16 protein-coding genes are annotated in these 16915 nt (G+C 62.3%); 4 read left to right on the top strand and 12 right to left on the bottom strand.

Going from position 1 to position 16915, the window contains the following annotated elements:
* Positions 1-163 precede the first annotated feature (163 nt).
* The 9 genes from ftsH to ybgC form a co-directional block, all read right to left on the bottom strand.
* A complete protein-coding gene (gene ftsH, locus K7H91_RS14025; protein ID WP_230720895.1) occupies positions 164-2104 on the bottom strand; it encodes an ATP-dependent zinc metalloprotease FtsH in 1941 nt (646 codons plus the stop codon).
* Positions 2105-2203: 99 nt separating this feature from the next.
* Positions 2204-3532: a tRNA lysidine(34) synthetase TilS gene (gene tilS / locus K7H91_RS14020; RefSeq protein WP_230720894.1), complete on the bottom strand. Its 1329-nt coding sequence runs from the start codon at positions 3530-3532 to the stop codon at positions 2204-2206.
* Positions 3533-3537: 5 nt separating this feature from the next.
* Positions 3538-4350, bottom strand: a complete 813-nt coding sequence (gene ybgF / locus K7H91_RS14015; protein ID WP_230720893.1) for a tol-pal system protein YbgF — start codon at positions 4348-4350, stop codon at positions 3538-3540.
* A gap of 140 nt (positions 4351-4490) precedes the next feature.
* A complete protein-coding gene (gene pal / locus K7H91_RS14010; RefSeq protein WP_230720892.1) occupies positions 4491-5033 on the bottom strand; it encodes a peptidoglycan-associated lipoprotein Pal in 543 nt (180 codons plus the stop codon).
* Positions 5034-5244: 211 nt separating this feature from the next.
* Positions 5245-6552: a Tol-Pal system beta propeller repeat protein TolB gene (gene tolB, locus K7H91_RS14005; protein WP_018063652.1), complete on the bottom strand. Its 1308-nt coding sequence runs from the start codon at positions 6550-6552 to the stop codon at positions 5245-5247.
* 73 nt (positions 6553-6625) lie between these two features.
* A complete protein-coding gene (locus K7H91_RS14000; RefSeq protein ID WP_230720891.1) occupies positions 6626-7747 on the bottom strand; it encodes a hypothetical protein in 1122 nt (373 codons plus the stop codon).
* A 9-nt stretch (positions 7748-7756) separates the two neighbouring features.
* A complete protein-coding gene (gene tolR, locus K7H91_RS13995; RefSeq protein WP_230720890.1) occupies positions 7757-8206 on the bottom strand; it encodes a protein TolR in 450 nt (149 codons plus the stop codon).
* An 18-nt stretch (positions 8207-8224) separates the two neighbouring features.
* Positions 8225-8944: a protein TolQ gene (tolQ, locus tag K7H91_RS13990; RefSeq protein ID WP_230720889.1), complete on the bottom strand. Its 720-nt coding sequence runs from the start codon at positions 8942-8944 to the stop codon at positions 8225-8227.
* A 336-nt stretch (positions 8945-9280) separates the two neighbouring features.
* On the bottom strand, positions 9281-9736 hold the full coding sequence (gene ybgC / locus K7H91_RS13985) for a tol-pal system-associated acyl-CoA thioesterase (RefSeq protein ID WP_230720888.1): 456 nt from the start codon (positions 9734-9736) through the stop codon (positions 9281-9283).
* Positions 9737-9917: 181 nt separating this feature from the next.
* Between ybgC and K7H91_RS13980 the strand changes: the two genes are divergently transcribed.
* Genes K7H91_RS13980 through K7H91_RS13965 form a run of 4 tightly spaced genes read left to right on the top strand, consistent with a single transcriptional unit; the run spans position 9918 to position 13657 of the window.
* Positions 9918-11138, top strand: a complete 1221-nt coding sequence (locus tag K7H91_RS13980; RefSeq protein WP_026173273.1) for an NAD-dependent epimerase/dehydratase family protein — start codon at positions 9918-9920, stop codon at positions 11136-11138.
* A 4-nt stretch (positions 11139-11142) separates the two neighbouring features.
* Entirely contained in the window at positions 11143-12003 is an 861-nt protein-coding gene (locus tag K7H91_RS13975; RefSeq protein ID WP_230720887.1) for a glycosyltransferase, read from the top strand.
* Positions 12000-12911: an NAD-dependent epimerase/dehydratase family protein gene (locus K7H91_RS13970; protein ID WP_230720886.1), complete on the top strand. Its 912-nt coding sequence runs from the start codon at positions 12000-12002 to the stop codon at positions 12909-12911. The genes K7H91_RS13975 and K7H91_RS13970 overlap by 4 nt, the downstream gene beginning before the upstream one ends.
* Positions 12912-12967: 56 nt before the next feature.
* Positions 12968-13657 carry an HAD family hydrolase gene (locus K7H91_RS13965; RefSeq protein ID WP_230720885.1) on the top strand — a complete coding sequence of 230 codons (690 nt, stop codon included), beginning with the start codon at positions 12968-12970 and terminating at the stop codon, positions 13655-13657.
* A gap of 300 nt (positions 13658-13957) precedes the next feature.
* Here the strand turns inward: K7H91_RS13965 and K7H91_RS13960 are convergent, their stop codons facing one another.
* The 3 genes from K7H91_RS13960 to K7H91_RS13950 form a co-directional block, all read right to left on the bottom strand.
* Positions 13958-14542: an ABC-type transport auxiliary lipoprotein family protein gene (locus K7H91_RS13960; protein ID WP_230720884.1), complete on the bottom strand. Its 585-nt coding sequence runs from the start codon at positions 14540-14542 to the stop codon at positions 13958-13960.
* Positions 14543-14721: 179 nt separating this feature from the next.
* On the bottom strand, positions 14722-16092 hold the full coding sequence (locus tag K7H91_RS13955; protein WP_230720883.1) for an MlaD family protein: 1371 nt from the start codon (positions 16090-16092) through the stop codon (positions 14722-14724).
* 15 nt (positions 16093-16107) lie between these two features.
* Complete coding sequence (locus K7H91_RS13950; protein WP_230720882.1) at positions 16108-16911, bottom strand: ABC transporter ATP-binding protein; 804 nt, start codon at positions 16909-16911, stop codon at positions 16108-16110.
* Positions 16912-16915 lie beyond the last annotated feature (4 nt).

Below are 16915 nucleotides of genomic sequence, written 5' to 3'. Positions count from 1 at the left end.
AGTGTCTTCGCAGATTATCGCCCTCAGGGCACGTAAAATAACGTCAACACCGCTAACATGGCGTTACCGTGGCGCGATTGACCAGTAGCCCACAAACGCCCTCCGGGACGCAACTCCAGACGCCAACAAAAAACCGCCGGCTTTGGGGCCGGCGGTTGAATGGTCAATTGGTCTGCGGTTCGAACCCGTCGCCCTTGCCGTCTGCCGGCGCGGGCGCGTCCTTCTTCGGCCCCATGGAGGGAACCGCCGAACCGCGCGAGGGCGGGGTATCGTCGCCGAGATCGCGGGCGGGCTTCTCGCCCTTCAGGATCGCCTTGATCTCGTCGCCGGACAGCGTCTCGTATTCGAGCAGACCCTCGGCGAGCTGCACGAAGCCTTCGCGGTTCTCGGTCAGTATCCGGGTCGCCTCGGCATAAGCCTCGTCGATCAGGCGGCGGACTTCGCTGTCGATCTTCTGGGCGGTCGACTCAGAAACGTTCTTGCTCTGCGAAACCGAATGGCCGAGGAAGACCTCCTGCTGGTTCTCGCCATAGGAGACATGGCCAAGTTCATCGGAGAAGCCCCACTGCGTCACCATCGCCCGGGCAAGCTTGGTGGCCTGCTCGATATCGGAGGAGGCGCCAGAGGTGATGTTCTCCTTGCCGAAGGTGATTTCCTCGGCAACGCGTCCGCCCATCATGATGGCGAGGCGCGAGATCATCCACTTGTAGCTCATCGAATAGCGGTCGCCCTCGGGCAACTGCATCACCATGCCAAGCGCGCGGCCACGCGGAATGATCGTCGCCTTATGGACGGGATCGGCCACCGGCACCTTGAGCGCCACCATCGCATGTCCCGCCTCGTGATAGGCCGTCAGCTTCTTTTCCGCCTCGGTCATCGCGGTGGAACGCCGCTCGGCGCCCATCATGATCTTGTCCTTGGCATCCTCGAATTCCGCCATGGTAACCAGGCGCTTGTTGCGCCTTGCGGCCATCAGCGCGGCCTCGTTGACGAGGTTCATCAAATCGGCGCCCGAAAAGCCGGGCGTGCCGCGGGCAACGACCTTGAGGTCGACATTCGGGGCAAGCGGCGTATTGCGGGCGTGTACCTTCAGGATGCGTTCGCGGCCGACGATATCCGGGTTCGGCACCACGACCTGACGGTCGAAACGGCCGGGACGCAGAAGCGCGGGGTCCAGAACGTCGGGGCGGTTGGTAGCGGCAATCAGGATCACGCCCTCATTGGCCTCGAAGCCGTCCATCTCGACCAGAAGCTGGTTCAGCGTCTGCTCACGCTCGTCATTGCCGCCGCCGAGACCGGCGCCGCGATGACGGCCGACCGCATCGATTTCGTCGATGAAGATGATGCAGGGCGCGTTCTTCTTGGCCTGCTCGAACATATCGCGCACACGCGATGCGCCAACGCCGACGAACATTTCAACGAAGTCCGAGCCGGAGATGGTGAAGAACGGCACATTGGCCTCGCCCGCGACCGAGCGGGCCAGCAGCGTCTTACCGGTACCGGGCGGGCCGACCAGCAGCACGCCGCGCGGAATGCGGCCGCCGAGGCGCTGGAACTTCTGCGGATCGCGCAGGAATTCGACGATTTCCTCAAGGTCCTGCTTGGCTTCGTCCACGCCGGCGACATCGTCAAAGGTGACGCGGCCATTGGCCTCGGTCAGAAGCTTGGCCTTGGACTTGCCGAAGCCCATCGCACCGCGCGAGCCGCCCTGCATCTGGCGCATGAAGAACAGCCAGACGCCGAGGATCAGGAGCATCGGCAGAAGCGTGCCGACATAGCTCAGGATACCGCCGGAGCCGTCATTCACCGGCTTGGCATCCACATTCACATTGGCGTTTTCCAGCTTGGTGAGCAGGGAATCGTCGATAACCGGGGCATAGGTGTGGAATGTCTTGCCGCCGCCGCCGGAATAAGTGCCGGTGATGGTGTTGCCGGTAATGGTCACATCCTTGACCTTGCCGGAATCGACATCGCTGACGAACTGCGAATAAGCCACCTGCGTCGCGCCGTTATGCGACGGCGTTGACTGGAACATGCTGAAAAGCGCGACCAGCAGCAACGCGATTATGGCCCACAGCGCAATATTGCGTAAGTTTGGGTTCATCAAAATCCCCGAAATCATATGATCGGCACATTGGTGCCGCTGAGTTACGCCTAACATAGGGTCGACGCCATGTCTTGCCAAGACAAGCGCATCCCAAGTTTAATCTTCCGCGACGAAATAGCCCGGCGCGGGGAAAGGCGAAACCCCGAAAGCTTCCGCCATCCGGTTGGCCAGCGCCAGATCGAAACCGGGCAGATAGCACCGGTGGGGCGACAGGATGCGGCTCACTGCGACCCCTTGCGGCAATGCGCCCTGCCCTGCGGACGGCATGGTCGAATGCGCCAGCTTCGACAGGCGGGGCGGAAGCGCGGCGAAGGCTTCGACAGGTTCGCCGTCCAGGCTGGCGGGGCGGATCTCGACCATTGCGTCGGTGCGGTTGTCGATCCGCCACCGGCCATCCCAAATGCGCGTCGTCCACGGTAGAACCTCGATGCGCTCAAGGCCGCGCCGTTCGCGCAGCATGAACAGCCGCGTCCGGTTGCGCTCGAACAGGCAGCGCCCGGCCGTCATGCGCGCGCCATGCGGCGCTTCGGCCATCGCCAGAATATCGGCAAGCGCCGCTTTTCCGGGACCGTGGGTCTCGCCGCCGATGATCGCCGTCAACGTCTTCAGCAGATAGCGCGCCGCATCCGAATTGGCCGCAATCGCTTCTAGATCGATTTCGGCCACGGCCGCGCCATGAATGCGCACGGAGGCATCGAAAAGCCCAGCGGCGGCTTCTGAAAGGCGGGCGCGCATATGCCCGGCCATAGTGGCCTCGGCGCCCGGCGCCGCGATCGCGCCTTCCAGGGATTGCCGCACCCGAACGCGTTCAAAGCGGGCGTTGTCATTGGAGGGATCGTCGATCCAGGCAATTTCGCGCGTGACCAGCAGGTCGCGGATCGACTGGCGAGAAACAGATAGAAATGGCCGCACCACCCAGGCGCGCCCCATCAGAAGCGTTTCCGCCGCCATGCCGGAAACCGGCGGGTCGGGGTTGCGGGCCTTGCGCATCTCCAGCGTCTCGGCCTGGTCATCAAGCGTGTGGGCCACGGCGATCACATCCGCGCCGATCCGAGCGGCATGGTCTGCCAGCAGACGATAGCGGGCGTCGCGGGCGGCGGCCAAAAGCCCCGTCGCCGGCTTTTCGCCGCGCCAGGGAAGCGTTTCGTGTCCAATCGCGCGGATGGCGCAGAAGCGCGCGACCGATGCCGCTTCATCGGCGGATTGCGCACGCAGGCCGTGGTCGACCGTCGCAGCGGAAATGCGGATATCGCGGCGGGAAAATTCGTCCGCGGCTTCGCAAAGTGCCGCCAGCAGCCCGAGCGAATCGCTGCCGCCGGACACCGCGACCAGAACATGACAGCCCGGCTTGAGACGACTTACAAAGCTGTGGGCGGCATCGAGGGCGGTTTCCGCTTCAGAAAATGTCTGTGATCCGGCTGACACCGCGGTCAGCATCCATTGGCCCTGATCTCGGCCTGGGCCTTGGTCAGCACGGCCTGGGCGGCGTTCGGGTAACGCGTCGGCACTTCGGCAAAGGTGGCGCAGGCGGCGTCCTTGTTGTCCATTCCGGCAAGCGACTGGCCGAGTTTCAGCAGCATTTCCGGCGCCTTGGCGGAATCGCCATAGGCCTTGTAGGCATTCAGGAATGTCTTGGCAGCTTCATTGTATTTCTGCTGCGCCAGCATCGATTCCCCGAGCCAGAAGCTGGCATCGGGAATGAGCGGGCTGTCGGGATAGCTCAGCACGAACTCGCCGAAAGCCTCTTCGGCCTGCTGGTAATCGCCGGAGAGAATGAGATCATAGGCGAGCTTGTAGAAATCGGCATCGGACCCTCCGCCTTCGGCCGCCTCGGGCAGATCGGCCGGCACATCGGCGGTCGCCGAGGGTTCCGGGTTCGGCGGCGGCGCATCCATCGTGGCCGTCGCATCACTGTCGGCGCTGGCGGCATTGCCAGCACCGTTGGAGGGCGGCGTCGCCATGCCGCTTTCAAGATCCTGCAGGCGGAACTCCATGTCCTCCTGCATCTTGCGGATCTTCTCTTCCATCTGCAGCATCTGGAAGCCGAGATCCTCGACCTGGCCCGTCAGGTTGCGCACCTGCTCCTCAAGCTGCTGAATCCTGAGGGACGGATCCATAGCCTGGACCTGAACCACCTGCGTGTTCTGTCCGGCCGCCTTGCCGAATGCGGGAAAGACCGCCGCATTGGCGCTTCCTCCCAGCATCGCCGAACCGGCCAGAAGACAAATCATCGCTTTTTTCATCATCGCATGTCCCAAACCTTTTGCCTCGAACCTTCGCACACTGTGTTTCTGGCCATATTTAGATCAAAACGCGAATTGTTGCACGGCGGACATAAAAAAACCGGCGCGAGGCCGGTTTTTCAAGTCTGCTTTCGGACCGATCAGCTGCCAGCGCCCGTCAGCACGGTGACGGTGCGGCGGTTCTGCGACCAGCAGGAAATGTTGTCGCAGACGGCGACCGGACGTTCCTTGCCGTAGGAGATCGTCGACAGGCGATTGGCCGGGATGCCGCGCGACACCAGGTAGTTCTTGGTGGCCGTGGCGCGGCGGGCGCCGAGCGCGAGGTTGTATTCGCGGGTGCCGCGCTCGTCGGCATGGCCTTCGATGCGGATCGCGTAGTTCTGGTAACGCTGCAGCCACTGGGCCTGCTTGTCGAGCGTCTGGGCGGCGATCGGCGTGATCGATGCCGAATCGGTTTCGAAATAGACCGTGTCGCCGACATTCAGATCGAAGTCCTGGACGCTGCCCGGGGAAGCGATGCCCGAGGATGCGCCGGCGCCGCCCGCCATGCCGCTGCCCGGCAGGTTGTTCTTGTTGTCCTTGGCGCAGCCGGCCAGCGCAAGCACCGCGCAAAGCGCGACCATTGCGGGCTTCACCCTGAATTTGTTCGCATTGCCTTCAACCCCAAACGTGGCTCGGCTCATTACCGCTCTCCTTAAGAAGCGTTCAAAACATGGACCGGATGCCCGGTCGATAACGCGGAAATACAACTCAACTCTATGGACGGTACGCAGACCGCCGACCTTGCCGCAAAGTGCTAGCAAATCACTGTTAACGTCCCCTCAACGGAAATGGCTAAGGAAACGTTAAAGGCAAGCCCGCATCGCGGCGCGGACGAATTCTGTCCCTTGCGCTCTACTCCAGCAGCGGCGACCATGCCGGGTCGGATGCGAAATCCGGCGTCTGGATGCGCTGTTCATTGTAACCCGTCAGGTCGATCGAATAAAGGTGTGGACCGCCCTCGCCGGCATTCTGGCGGAAGAACATCAGCACCCTTCCGTTCGGCGACCATGTCGGCCCTTCATTGTGGAAACCGGTGGTCAGAATGCGCTCGCCGCTGCCGTCGGGCTTCATCACCCCGATCGAGAACTTGCCGCCGGACTGTTTGGTAAACGCGATCAGATCGCCGCGCGGCGACCAGACGGGCGTCGAATAGCTGCCGTCGCCGAAGGAAATCCGCTGCTGGTTGGAGCCGTCGGCATTCATCACATAGAGCTGCTGACGCCCGCCGCGGTCGCTTTCAAACACGATCCGGTTACCGTCGGGCGAATAGGATGGTGAGGTGTCGATGGCGCCGGTATTCGTCAGCCGCGTGGTCGAGCGGGTGCGCAGGTCCATTGTGTAAATGTTGGCGTTGCCATCCTGCTGCAGGCTCATGATGATGCGCTGGCCATCCGGAGAGAACCGCGGCGCGAAGGTCATGCCCGGGAAGTTGCCGACGACCTCGCGCTGTCCGGTCTCAAGCTGGAGCAGATAGACGCGCGGCTGGTCGTTCTCGTAGGACATGTAGGTGACCTCCTGCCGGTTCGGCGAGAACCGGGGGGTGAGAACCATGTACTGCCCGTCCGTGAGCATGCGCACGTTGAAGCCGTCCTGATCCATGATCGCGAGGCGACGCTTGCGGTCGGTCTTCGGCCCGCTTTCGGAAACGAACACGATGCGGCTATCGAAATAGCCCTGCTCGCCGGTCAGCGCCTGATAGATCGAATCGGCGATGATATGGGCGACGCGCCGCCAATTGTCGGGCTGGGTGAAGAACTGCTGGCCGATGATCTGCTGGCCGGCATAGGTATCCCACAGCCGGAATTCGGAGCGAAGCCTGCCATCGGGCTCGCGGGTGACGCGGCCGACCACCAGCGCCTCGGCGTTGATGACCTGCCAGTCCTCGAAACGCGGCGTCTGGTCGGGATTGCTGATCTGCTCGATGAAGGCGGAGCTGTCGACCGGCTTGAACAGGCCCGAGCGCTTCAGATCGGCGGCGATGACGCCGGAAATGTCCGCGCCGAGACCATCGTCCGACATGAAATTGGTGATCGCGATCGGCAGCGGCTGGACGTTGCCGCTGGAGATATCGATTTCCACCAGCGCGTTGGCGGGCGTCACGAACAGCACGGCGATGCCGGCCCACGCGACGGAAAGGAAGACGAGACAATTTTTAAGCATGACAGGACTGGCCTTTCAGCGTTGATTGCTCCGGTTCGCCGGGGATCGCCCTCAGGCGGCACCGAATGAAGAGTTAAAGCATCTGGCTCGGGTCGAAGTTCACGATGACCTCGCTCCAGGCGTCATATTTTTCCCGCGGCAACCCGCTGAAGGGCGAGGCCTTCAGCACCGCGCGCCGCGCGCCGCCGGCGAGAATTCGCCGCGCGCTCTCGCTGCCACCGGTGGCAGTCACCTCGGGCGCGCCCACGATCGCGCCGGAGGGATCGAGTTTCATCTGGATGCGTATGCGCACATCGTCCGCGCCGTCAAGGCCCGCGAGGATGGACCAGTTGCGCTGGATCTGCCCGCGCAGCGCATCAAGCTCGCTCTGGCTGAGCGTGGAGCCCCCGGTTGTGCGGGTCGCGCCCGCCGCGGCCGGCGCTTCGGAACGCTGCGCACCGCCGCCGGTGGCCTCGGTGCGGTTCAGAAGCGCTGCGATCTGGTCCACGTCGAAATCGTCTTCCTCGGCCGTGGTCGACGCCGTCGTCTGGCTGTCGGTCCGCGGCGCCTCGGCGGTGCGGGTCTCGCGCAACACCGGCTCCGGCGGACGCCGGGTGGGAAGCGGCGCCTGCTCGGGGAAGGCCAGTTCCGGTTCCGGCGGCGTCTCCGCAGCCGGCTGGCTTGCCTCCGGCTCAGGCGTCGGCTCGGGGGCTGGCGCGGGTTCCGGCGCTGGCGTCGGCTCCGGGGCCGGCGCGGGCTCAGGCTCGGGGGTAGGTTCCGGCGCAGGAGCGGGCTCCGGCGTGGGTTCGGGCCGTTCGGCCGGTTGCGGCGTGGGCGGCGGCTCGGAAGCGGGCTCTTCCACCGGCGCGGGTTCCGGCGTCGGCTCGGCGGCAGGCGTCGGCAGGGCTGCCTGTTCCTGCGCGATATCGTCCGGCGTCGCGTTGGTGTCGGTTTCGAGGTCGACATCGTTGTCGCCGACATTCTGCGCCTCGGCGACCTCCTGCGGCCGCCGGGTCGGCACGGGGGCTGCGATATCGGCAAGCTCCGCCGTCTCGTCGCCCTGCTGCACCTGGGTAATGTCTTCCACCGGTATAAGCGTCACCGGCAGCGCTTCGACATCGGCCACTTCAAGCGATGAAGGCGCGCCAAGCACAAACACTGCCCAGCCGAGGACCAGACAGTGCAACAGGAATGAAATGGCAAGGCTGCGCTTCATGGGCTAAGATCAGCTATCCTGTTCCTGCAGCGTGACGAGACCGATATTCTTGAAGCCGGCGGCCGAAATGCGGGCCATCACCTTCATCACCGTGCCGTAATCGGCATTGGCGTCGCCACGCACATAGATGCGCTCATTGTAGCCGGTGGTGGCGATCGCCTCGAGCTTGGGCACGACCTCGTCGATCGGTATCTCGGTTTCCTGCAGGAAAATCTGCCCTTCCGGATTGACCGAGATGGTGATCGGCTGGGTATCCGAATTCATCGCCTGGGCCTGGGTTTCCGGCAGGTCGATCGGCACGCCGACCGTCATCATCGGAGCTGCGACCATGAAGATGATCAACAGCACCAGCATGACGTCGACCAGAGGCGTGACGTTGATTTCGCTGACGGGGGCGCGTCTTGCGCGCCTGCGGCCTCGGCCGCCGGTCTTGCCGCCTGTTCCCATGGACATTGCCATTGGTTGGTTCTCCCCTCGCTATTCGGCAGCCGGACGCGACTGCAGCTTTTCGTCGATCTGACGCGACAGGATGGATGAGAACTCGTCGGCAAAGCCCTCCATGCGGCCCTCAAGCTTGCCGGAATCGGCGGAGAACTTGTTGTAGGCAACAACGGCGGGAATGGCCGCGACAAGGCCGATGGCCGTTGCAAGCAGCGCCTCGGCAATGCCGGGGGCAACCACGGCGAGATTGGTCGATTTCGATCCGGCGATCGCCTGGAACGAGGTCATGATGCCGACGACCGTGCCGAACAGACCGATGAACGGCGCCGCGGAACCGACGCTTGCCAGAAAGCCGAGACGGGCCTCGAGCTTTTCGGATTCGCGCTGGATGGCGACATCCATCGCCTTTTCGACGCGCATCTGCAAGCCCATCGGCGCCCGCGCGCCGCGCTCGAAGGATTTTTTCCACTCGCGCATGGCCGAGACGAACACGGCGGCCATGCCGCTGGTCTTGCGGTCCGAGAGGTTGCTGTAGAGTTTTTCGAGCGAGGTGCCCGACCAGAACGCATCCTCGAACTGATTATAGGCGCGGCGTTCCTTGTTGTAGGCGATGATCTTCTCGATCACGATCGCCCAGGTCCAGACCGACGCGGCGATCAGCCCCAGCATCACGATCTTGACGACGAATCCCGCCTGCCAGAAGAGCGCCAGAAGGCCGACATCGGCGTGCGTAGCTTCCAACCCAAGCTGTTCCATATGACGAAGTCCCTGAATAGATTGGCCCGGCAAGCCGGGCGATATGGTTAGAGCCGCCTGCGAGACGCTGGTGTGTTCAACTCGGAATTTAAGTGGATTCGCATCTTTGCTTCCTGTCCTTGAAAATCATGGTGAAAGCTAGGCAAACCGGCCTAAAACTCCGCTTTTCGCAGAATACCCGAACATGGTTAACGTCCGGTTACGATTTTATCGCCAGCCCCTGAAGGCAAGGCTTTGACCGCACCAGACGTCTCCCGCGGCGGCGCGAATTCCTTCACATAATACTCATGTTTTAGCAAGCCCGGATTCCAAGGGCTTTTGGCTTATTGCGCCCGTTTACTTCGACTGACCTTCAAGCAGCGTGGCGGCCAGATCATCGGGCATGCGGCGCGCGCGCCCGGCCCTGTTGATAACCACCACCGTCACCGTCGCCGTTGTCAGCAACTGCCCATTGGCGTGGATCGCCTGTTCCAGCACCATGCGCGCGCCCGTCGCCTTCACGGTTTTCGTCGTGATGTCGAGGATATCATCCATCCGCGCCGGACGCACGAATTTCAGGTCCATGTGATGCACCGCGAAGGCCAGGCCTTCCTCGTCGATCGTGTGCAGCGCCCGCTGCTCCACGCCAAGGCAGCGCAGCAGATCGGTGCGCCCGCGTTCGAGGAAATGCAGGTAGCGCGCGTGATAGACGACGCCGGAAAAATCCGTGTCCTCGTAATAGACCCGCTGGCGCAGGTGATGCGTCCCGCCTTCCATCCAGCCACTGAGACCGTGCTTCTCGGTTTCGGTCATGTCCGCCTCATCCATCAATTTTTGGCCATAACTAGGCTTAAACATAGCGCGTCGCAACACGGGGCGGAGGCGGATTGTTTCACTTCTCGCGGCAGATTGCGTAAAAAAACCATTGCATTTATGTCATATTGATTGCGTTTAACGCACGAGATGAATCGCTTAAATGGATCGGAGAGGCTCAATGAAGATCGCAGTTATGGGCGGAGACGGGTTTGTCGGCTGGCCGACGTCGCTGCATTTGTCGGATGCCGGACACGAAGTTCACATCGTTGACAACCTGTCGCGCCGCTGGATCGACACCGAACTTGGCGTCCAGTCGCTGACGCCGATGGACTCGATCCAGGAACGCACCCGCATCTGGCATGCCGAGACCGGCCGCCGCATCCATTTCCATCTCATCGACCTCGCCAAGGATTATGAAATCCTGAAGCAGTGGCTCGCCGAGGAGCGCCCGGACGCGATTATTCATTTCGCCGAGCAGCGCGCCGCGCCCTATTCGATGAAGACCGACCGCCACAAGAACTACACGGTCGACAACAACGTCAACGCCACCCACAACCTCCTGAACGCGCTGGTCGAAATCGATCTCGACGCCCATGTCGTCCATCTCGGCACGATGGGCGTCTACGGCTATTCGACGGTGGGTGCTGCGATCCCGGAAGGCTATCTGCCGGTCGATATCACCACCAATTCCGGCGACAAGGTTTCCCAGGAAATCCTGTATCCGTCGAATCCCGGCTCGATCTACCACATGACCAAGTGCCTGGATCAGCTTCTGTTCGCCTTCTACGCCAAGAATGACGGCCTCAGGATCACCGACCTGCACCAAGGCATCGTCTGGGGCACGCACACCGAGCAGACCAAACGCCACACACAGTTGATCAACCGCTTCGACTATGACGGCGACTACGGCACGGTGTTGAACCGCTTCCTGATCCAGGCGGCTATCGGCTATCCACTGACCGTCCACGGCGTCGGCGGCCAGACCCGCGCCTTCATCCACATCCAGGATTCGGTGCGTTGCATCGAACTGGCGCTTAACAATCCGCCGGAGAAGAATGCCCGCGTCGAGATCTTCAACCAGATGACCGAGACCCACCGGGTGCGCGATCTGGCGAAGATGATCTCCGACATGTCCGGCGTCGAGATCGCCTGGCTGCCGAACCCGCGCAAGGAAGCGCCGGAAAACGACCTGATCGTGAAGAACGACAAGTTCCTGGCGCTCGGCCTCAACCCGACCACGCTCAAGGAAGGCCTGCTCGGCGAGATCGTCGACATTGCGAAGAAATACGCCTACCGCGTTGATCGCAAACGCGTTCCGGCCGTTTCCGCCTGGACCAAGGATATCGCGACCAAGATCAACCGCGATCCGGAAGGCAAGTCGCTGAAGTCGGTCTCGTAAGGCCATGAGCGATCCCGCAAATGAAGGCGTCCACCGCAGCGTGGACGCCAAATATCCGTTCGCCTTCGTCACGCTGGTCACCAACAACGACTACGCAATGGGCGCGCTGGCGCTGGCGCGGTCGATCTTTTTGACCGGAACCCCGGCCGATGTCGTGGTGCTGCATACCGGCGGCGCGCCCGAGGAAGGATTGAAGCATCTCGCCGATCTCGGCTGCCGGCTGGTCGGCGTCGATCACCTGCCGCTGTCGGATGCGTTCAACGAGCGCCATGCGCGCAAGAACATCCATGGCGAGGCGCCCTTCACCAAGGGACGCAAGCCCGGCTTCCACACCCCGCTCGACAATTTCTGCAAGCTTCGCCTGTGGCAACTGGTCGAATATCACGCAGCCGTGTTCATCGATGCCGATGCTCTGGTGCTGAAGAACATAGACAAGCTGTTCTTCTATCCGGAATTTTCCGCGGCCCCCAATGTCTATGAAAGTCTCGCCGATTTTCACCGGATGAATTCCGGCGTGTTCGTGGCGCGGCCGGATGTCGAGACCTTTGCCGCCATACTGACCGCGCTGGACCAGCCGGACGCCTTCTGGAAGCGCACCGACCAGACCTTCCTGCAGGCATTCTTCCCGGACTGGCACGGCCTGCCGGTGTTCATGAACATGCTGCAATATGTCTGGTTCAACATGCCGGAATTGTGGAACTGGTCGGATATCGGCGTGCTGCACTACCAGTATGAGAAGCCGTGGGAAGATGACCATCCGCGCGCCGGTGAGTTGAAGCCGCTGATCGACCTCTGGTGGGCTTATTTCGACGGCGACGGCATCCCCGATATCGCCACGCTCAAAAATCCGACGAAGCCCAAATGAAACGCATTCTCGTCAGCGGCGGGACGGGGCTGGTCGGGCGCTACATCGTCGAGGAATGCTTTGCGGCCGGTCATGATGTAACCGTGGCCGGCAGAACCGCGCCGGCGCCGAGCCTGTTCGCCGCGCCGGTCAAGTTCACGCCGCTGGAACTCGGCGGAGCGGCCTCTGAGAACCTTTTCAAAGGCATCGACGTCTTCATCCACGCCGCCTTCTCCCACGCGCCCGGGCGCTATCGCGGCGGCGAAGGCGACGATCCCGCAGGGTTCCTCAGAACCAATGTCGACGGTAGCATCGCGCTTTTCAAGGCAGCATGCCGCGCCGGCGTCAAGCATGCCTTCTTCCTGTCGAGCCGCGCGGTCTTTGACGGCTATCCGGCCGGCATGCCGCTGCCGGAAACCACCCCGCCCCAACCGCAGAGCCTTTACGGCAAGGCAAAATGGGAGGTCGAGCAGGCGCTTTCCGCCCTCGCCCGCCCCGGCTTCATCCCGGTGAACCTGCGCGCGACCGGCGTTTACGGCGACCTTGTGCCCAACAAATGGGAAGATCTGTTTGAGCGCTATACCGCCGGAGAAGAAATCGCCGCCCGGGCTGGCAGCGAGGTCCATGGTCGCGATCTCGCCGGCGCGATCCTGACGCTGCTCGACGCGCCGATCCCGAAAATTTCCGGCAAGGCGTTTCATGTTTCCGACATCGTCACCGACACCCACACCATCCTCGCGCCGCTGAAAGCGGCGCTGCAATCCCCTCGCCCTCTTCCGCCGCACGCCGACCAGAGCGCGGTCAGCGCCATGACCACGACGCGGCTCAACGCACTCGGCTGGCGCAGCGGCGGCATGCCGCTCTTCTCCGCCACGCTTCAGACACTTGTGGAGCGTTTTATCGACACGCGCGACGGAACGGTGATTTGATCTCGCGCGCGAACAGGTTTATGTCCACCGCGCCCGCTCTTTTTAAGGACTACGAAATGGCCCGTTACGACCTCATCATCTTCGACTGCGACGGCGTTCTGGTCGATTCCGAAATTCTTGCCGCCGAAGTCGAAGCGCGGCTTCTGAGCGATGCCGGTTATCCGATCACCGCCGGTGAGATCGGCGAACGCTTTTCCGGCATGACCTGGCGCAACATTCTGCTGGCGGTCGAAAGCGAAGCCAATATTCCGCTGTCCGCCGCCCTTCTCGACCTTGCAATCGTCAAGCTCGATGAGCGGATCAAGCGGGAGCTGCAGCCAATCCCCGGCGTGCGCGAGGCCGTCGCCCAGCTTTCCGAGCCGCGCTGCATCTGCTCCAACTCGACGCCGGAACGCGTCCGCATGATGCTGAAGAAGACCGGACAGCTCGATATTTTCGAGCCCAATATCTTTTCCGCCGAAACCCTCGGCCCCGACCGGGTCAAGCCGAAGCCGGACATCTACCTCCATGGCGCGGAGACAATGGGCGCGAACCCGCGCAACACGCTGGTGATCGAGGATTCGGTGCACGGCGTCACCGCCGCCAAGGCCGCCGGCATGCGCGTCGTCGGCTTCACCGGCGCCTCGCATACCACGCCGACCCACGCCGACAAGCTGACGGAAGCCGGCGCCGAAACGGTGATCCACCGCATGGAAGACCTCCCCGCCGTCGCCACCGCGCTGCTGGAATGGACCGACGCGATCTGAAAGCGCTCTGGGCGAACGCGCAGTGCATTTTTGAAGAAGTTCAGCCGCCCCCAGTCTGTCGGCAATCCGCCATATCTCTCAGCCACAATCTCCCCCCTTGAGGGGGAGATGTCGCGAAAGCGACAGAGAGGGGTAAAGGGCGCAAGCCCTAAAAACCGCAGGCTCCGAACCTATCGAGAGGGTTCACCCCTCTCTGCCCCTGTCGGGGCATCTCTCCCTCAAGGGGAGAGATTGATGGCTGCCGAACTCTCGCAAAAAAAACGCGAAAGTGCATTCTGCCAAGATCGGCTTATTGCCAGCCTAAAGCGTGGCGGCAATCCAGCTTACGATTTCGGATTGCACCTTGGAGAAGGCGTCGTCGAGGGCGGCGACGAGGACGTTGCTGGAGGCGGCGGCGCTGACGGGGACGCTTGCCGTAAACAGCTTCTGCGCCCGCACCACGCCGGTCCTGTCATCCAGCAGCTTGACCGAGAGCTCGACATTGGCGGAGCCCGGTCCCGCGGCGTTGATCGCGAATTCGCGCACCTCGACCACGACCTGATAGTCGATCGCAAGCCCCTGCCCCGGCATGCCGACGCCGGAAAACAGGCCGGTGTTCTCAAGGCCCGCCACAAGCTGCGCCTGGATCACAACGGGAAGCTGGTCGCTCCACTGGGCCCCGGCAAGATAACGCAGTTCCGCGCCGCCGAGACGCACGACGATGCCGCGATTGTTGAGCACCTGGATCGCCGACGGCGTCGGCACCAGAAGCTGGGAGCGCAGCGCCTTCTGGCTATCGAAGGTCACAACCGGCTGTGCGGACAGATCGAAGGTGTCGGGCGCCGGGCGCAACGCGCAGCCACTCAGCCCTGCCGCCAGCAGACCGAGCGCGAGAAGCGGCCTCACTCCGGTTTTATCGATCGCGGCAAAAAGCATTTATCCAAACTTCCCCGGGCTCGCCGAATTGGTATCTGTCAGAATTAAGGCATACGCCGGCGATTGCAAAGACCTGACATGTTTGTTTTTTCAGTGGCTTGCCGCATTGCAACCATAGCCCGCATCCGCCCGCGCTGCTCGCCGGCGGCTCAGTAACGCTTGCGTCCGTCATAGGTCTTCATGCTGTCGGACCCGAATATGAATTGCTGCGGATCATTGCTGATCGATTCGATGGTGCGATTGAGACTTTCCACCGTGCGGCGGGTATCGCTGACGAGACCGCGCACATCCCTGAGGCCGGATCCCGAGAAGCTTTCGATATTCGCAGCGATCGGCCCGATCCGGGCATTCAGCGTCTCGGCCGCCTGCTTCACCGCGACAAGCGTATCGCGCGCCTGATCGGACAACGACTCGACATTGTCCGAGCCGAGCAGGTCGTCGACCTTCACCAGGATTTCGTTCACCCGCGTCGAGGCCTGGTTGAGTTTGACCGACATGTTGGAGACGTTCTCGATCGCGGTGTCGATGCTCTGGGTCTTGGCATTGATCGAATCGGCGACATCCTTGACGGACGCCACGGCGGACTTTGCATCCGCCATGACAACCGAGAAATCATCGATCGAGCTGCCGACCTTTTCAGGATCTATCGTTGTGACGATCGCATCGACCTGCTTGAACACATCCTGCGCCGTTTTTCCGAACGTAGCGTAGCTTTCGATTGCATCGCCGAACTGCGTAATGACCTCATCCAAATTCTTCGAGGCGACGGCGACGTTGGACGTGATCGTCTCAGCATTGTTGACGATTTTGCCCACTTCCTCCGGATTGACCGCCTTGATCAGCACGTCAAGCGAGGCCACCGTCTTGTCGAGGCGTCCGGCGAGCCCGTCGACGGTATCGGACATCCTGCCGATGGATTCGAGGAACTCCCCGATCTGGTCGGAATTGTCGGCCAGCGCGCCGGTAAAGGTGTCGACGTTCTTGACCGTCTGGGTCAGCGGCGTGCTGACATCATCGACCAGTGTCTGCACCTGGCCGACGGTGTCATCGAGACGCTTCATGATCCGGTCGGCGGTGGTCAGCAGGTTGGAGAGGCCCGATTTGTCCGCCGTCAGCTCCGCCGGCTCGTCCGTGCGCAGCGATTCCTGCAGAATATTGTCGCCCTGCTCGCCATTGGCCGAGAGTTCGATATAGCCGGTGCCGGTCAGGCCCTGGAGCTCCAGTTTCGCATTGGTGCTCTTGTAGACCGGCGTGGTCGCCTTCACCTGGGTGCGCGCCATGGTATAGCGAGAGTCGGCGGGATCGATCTCCAGAGACTTGATCGAGCCCACCTGGATGCCGTTGAAACGCACCGCGGAACCGACGCTGAGGCCGTTTGCGGAGCCGGGAATGCGCACGATAAGCTCGGCGACCGGGCCCTGGCGGCCATATTCCTGCATCCAGAAAATGAACCCGGCCCCGGCGGCCAGCACCAGCAGGACGAAGAAGCCGACAACGGTATAATTTGCTTTGGTTTCCATAACTGCCCGTCCGCGCTATTGGCTATTCTGGCCGGCGCCGAAAATGGCGCGGGATCGTTTGCCCCTGAAATAACTCTGAACCCAGGGGTCGTCAAAGGCGAGGAGCTTGTCCAGCGTTCCCTCGACAAGAACTCTCTTCTTGCCCAGCACCGCGATCCTGTCGCAAACGGCGTGCAGGCTGTCGAGGTCGTGGGTCACCATATAGACCGTCAGGCCCAAAGTGTCACGCAACCGGGCGATCAGCTCGTCGAACTCCGCCGCGCCGATCGGGTCGAGGCCCGATGTTGGCTCGTCCAGAAAGACGAGATCCGGGTCGAGCGCCAGCGCGCGGGCAAGGGCGGCACGCTTGATCATCCCGCCCGACAGTTCCGACGGGAAGCGGTCTGCCGCCTCAGGCCGCAGGCCGACCATCTCGATCTTCAGCCGTGCCAGGTCGTCCATCAGCTTTTTCGGCAGGTCGAGATATTCGCGCATCGGCACCTGCACATTCTCAAGCACGGTCAGGCCCGAAAACAGCGCGCCATGCTGGAACAGCACGCCGATACGCATGTCGATCGCCAGCCGCTCCTCGTAGCTCAGATGGTCGAAATCCTTGCCGAAAATATTGATCGTTCCCGCCTGCCGCTGGTTCAGCCGCAAGACGGTGCGCATCAGCACGGATTTGCCGGTGCCCGATCCGCCGACGAAACCGAGGATTTCACCGCGATAAACGTCGAGGTCGAGGTTTTCGAGAACCGTCGGCCCGCCGAACCCAACAGTGAGGTCGCGCACACTGAGCACCTTGTCCCCGTCGTCTTGCGGTTGCTGTTCGATATCCACCTCG

It is taken from the genome of Martelella mediterranea (genome assembly GCF_021021415.1).
Taxonomy (GTDB): domain Bacteria; phylum Pseudomonadota; class Alphaproteobacteria; order Rhizobiales; family Rhizobiaceae; genus Martelella; species Martelella mediterranea_C.
Note: the sequence above shows the minus strand (reverse complement) of the source record. Positions and strands in the feature narration are given on the sequence as shown.

Bases quoted from the DNA above. Each gene is read 5' to 3' on its own strand.
- K7H91_RS13965 (WP_230720885.1), top strand. From the start codon at position 12,968: ATGGCCCGTTACGACCTCATCATCTTCGACTGCGACGGCGTTCTGGTC.
- K7H91_RS13975 (WP_230720887.1), top strand. From the start codon at position 11,143: ATGAGCGATCCCGCAAATGAAGGCGTCCACCGCAGCGTGGACGCCAAA.
- tolQ (WP_230720889.1), bottom strand. From the start codon at position 8,944: ATGGAACAGCTTGGGTTGGAAGCTACGCACGCCGATGTCGGCCTTCTG.
- pal (WP_230720892.1), bottom strand. From the start codon at position 5,033: ATGAGCCGAGCCACGTTTGGGGTTGAAGGCAATGCGAACAAATTCAGG.
- K7H91_RS13970 (WP_230720886.1), top strand. From the start codon at position 12,000: ATGAAACGCATTCTCGTCAGCGGCGGGACGGGGCTGGTCGGGCGCTAC.
- ybgC (WP_230720888.1), bottom strand. From the start codon at position 9,736: ATGACCGAAACCGAGAAGCACGGTCTCAGTGGCTGGATGGAAGGCGGG.
- tolB (WP_018063652.1), bottom strand. From the start codon at position 6,552: ATGCTTAAAAATTGTCTCGTCTTCCTTTCCGTCGCGTGGGCCGGCATC.
- K7H91_RS13980 (WP_026173273.1), top strand. From the start codon at position 9,918: ATGAAGATCGCAGTTATGGGCGGAGACGGGTTTGTCGGCTGGCCGACG.
- K7H91_RS14000 (WP_230720891.1), bottom strand. From the start codon at position 7,747: ATGAAGCGCAGCCTTGCCATTTCATTCCTGTTGCACTGTCTGGTCCTC.
- tolR (WP_230720890.1), bottom strand. From the start codon at position 8,206: ATGGCAATGTCCATGGGAACAGGCGGCAAGACCGGCGGCCGAGGCCGC.
- K7H91_RS13955 (WP_230720883.1), bottom strand. From the start codon at position 16,092: ATGGAAACCAAAGCAAATTATACCGTTGTCGGCTTCTTCGTCCTGCTG.
- ftsH (WP_230720895.1), bottom strand. From the start codon at position 2,104: ATGAACCCAAACTTACGCAATATTGCGCTGTGGGCCATAATCGCGTTG.
- ybgF (WP_230720893.1), bottom strand. From the start codon at position 4,350: ATGAAAAAAGCGATGATTTGTCTTCTGGCCGGTTCGGCGATGCTGGGA.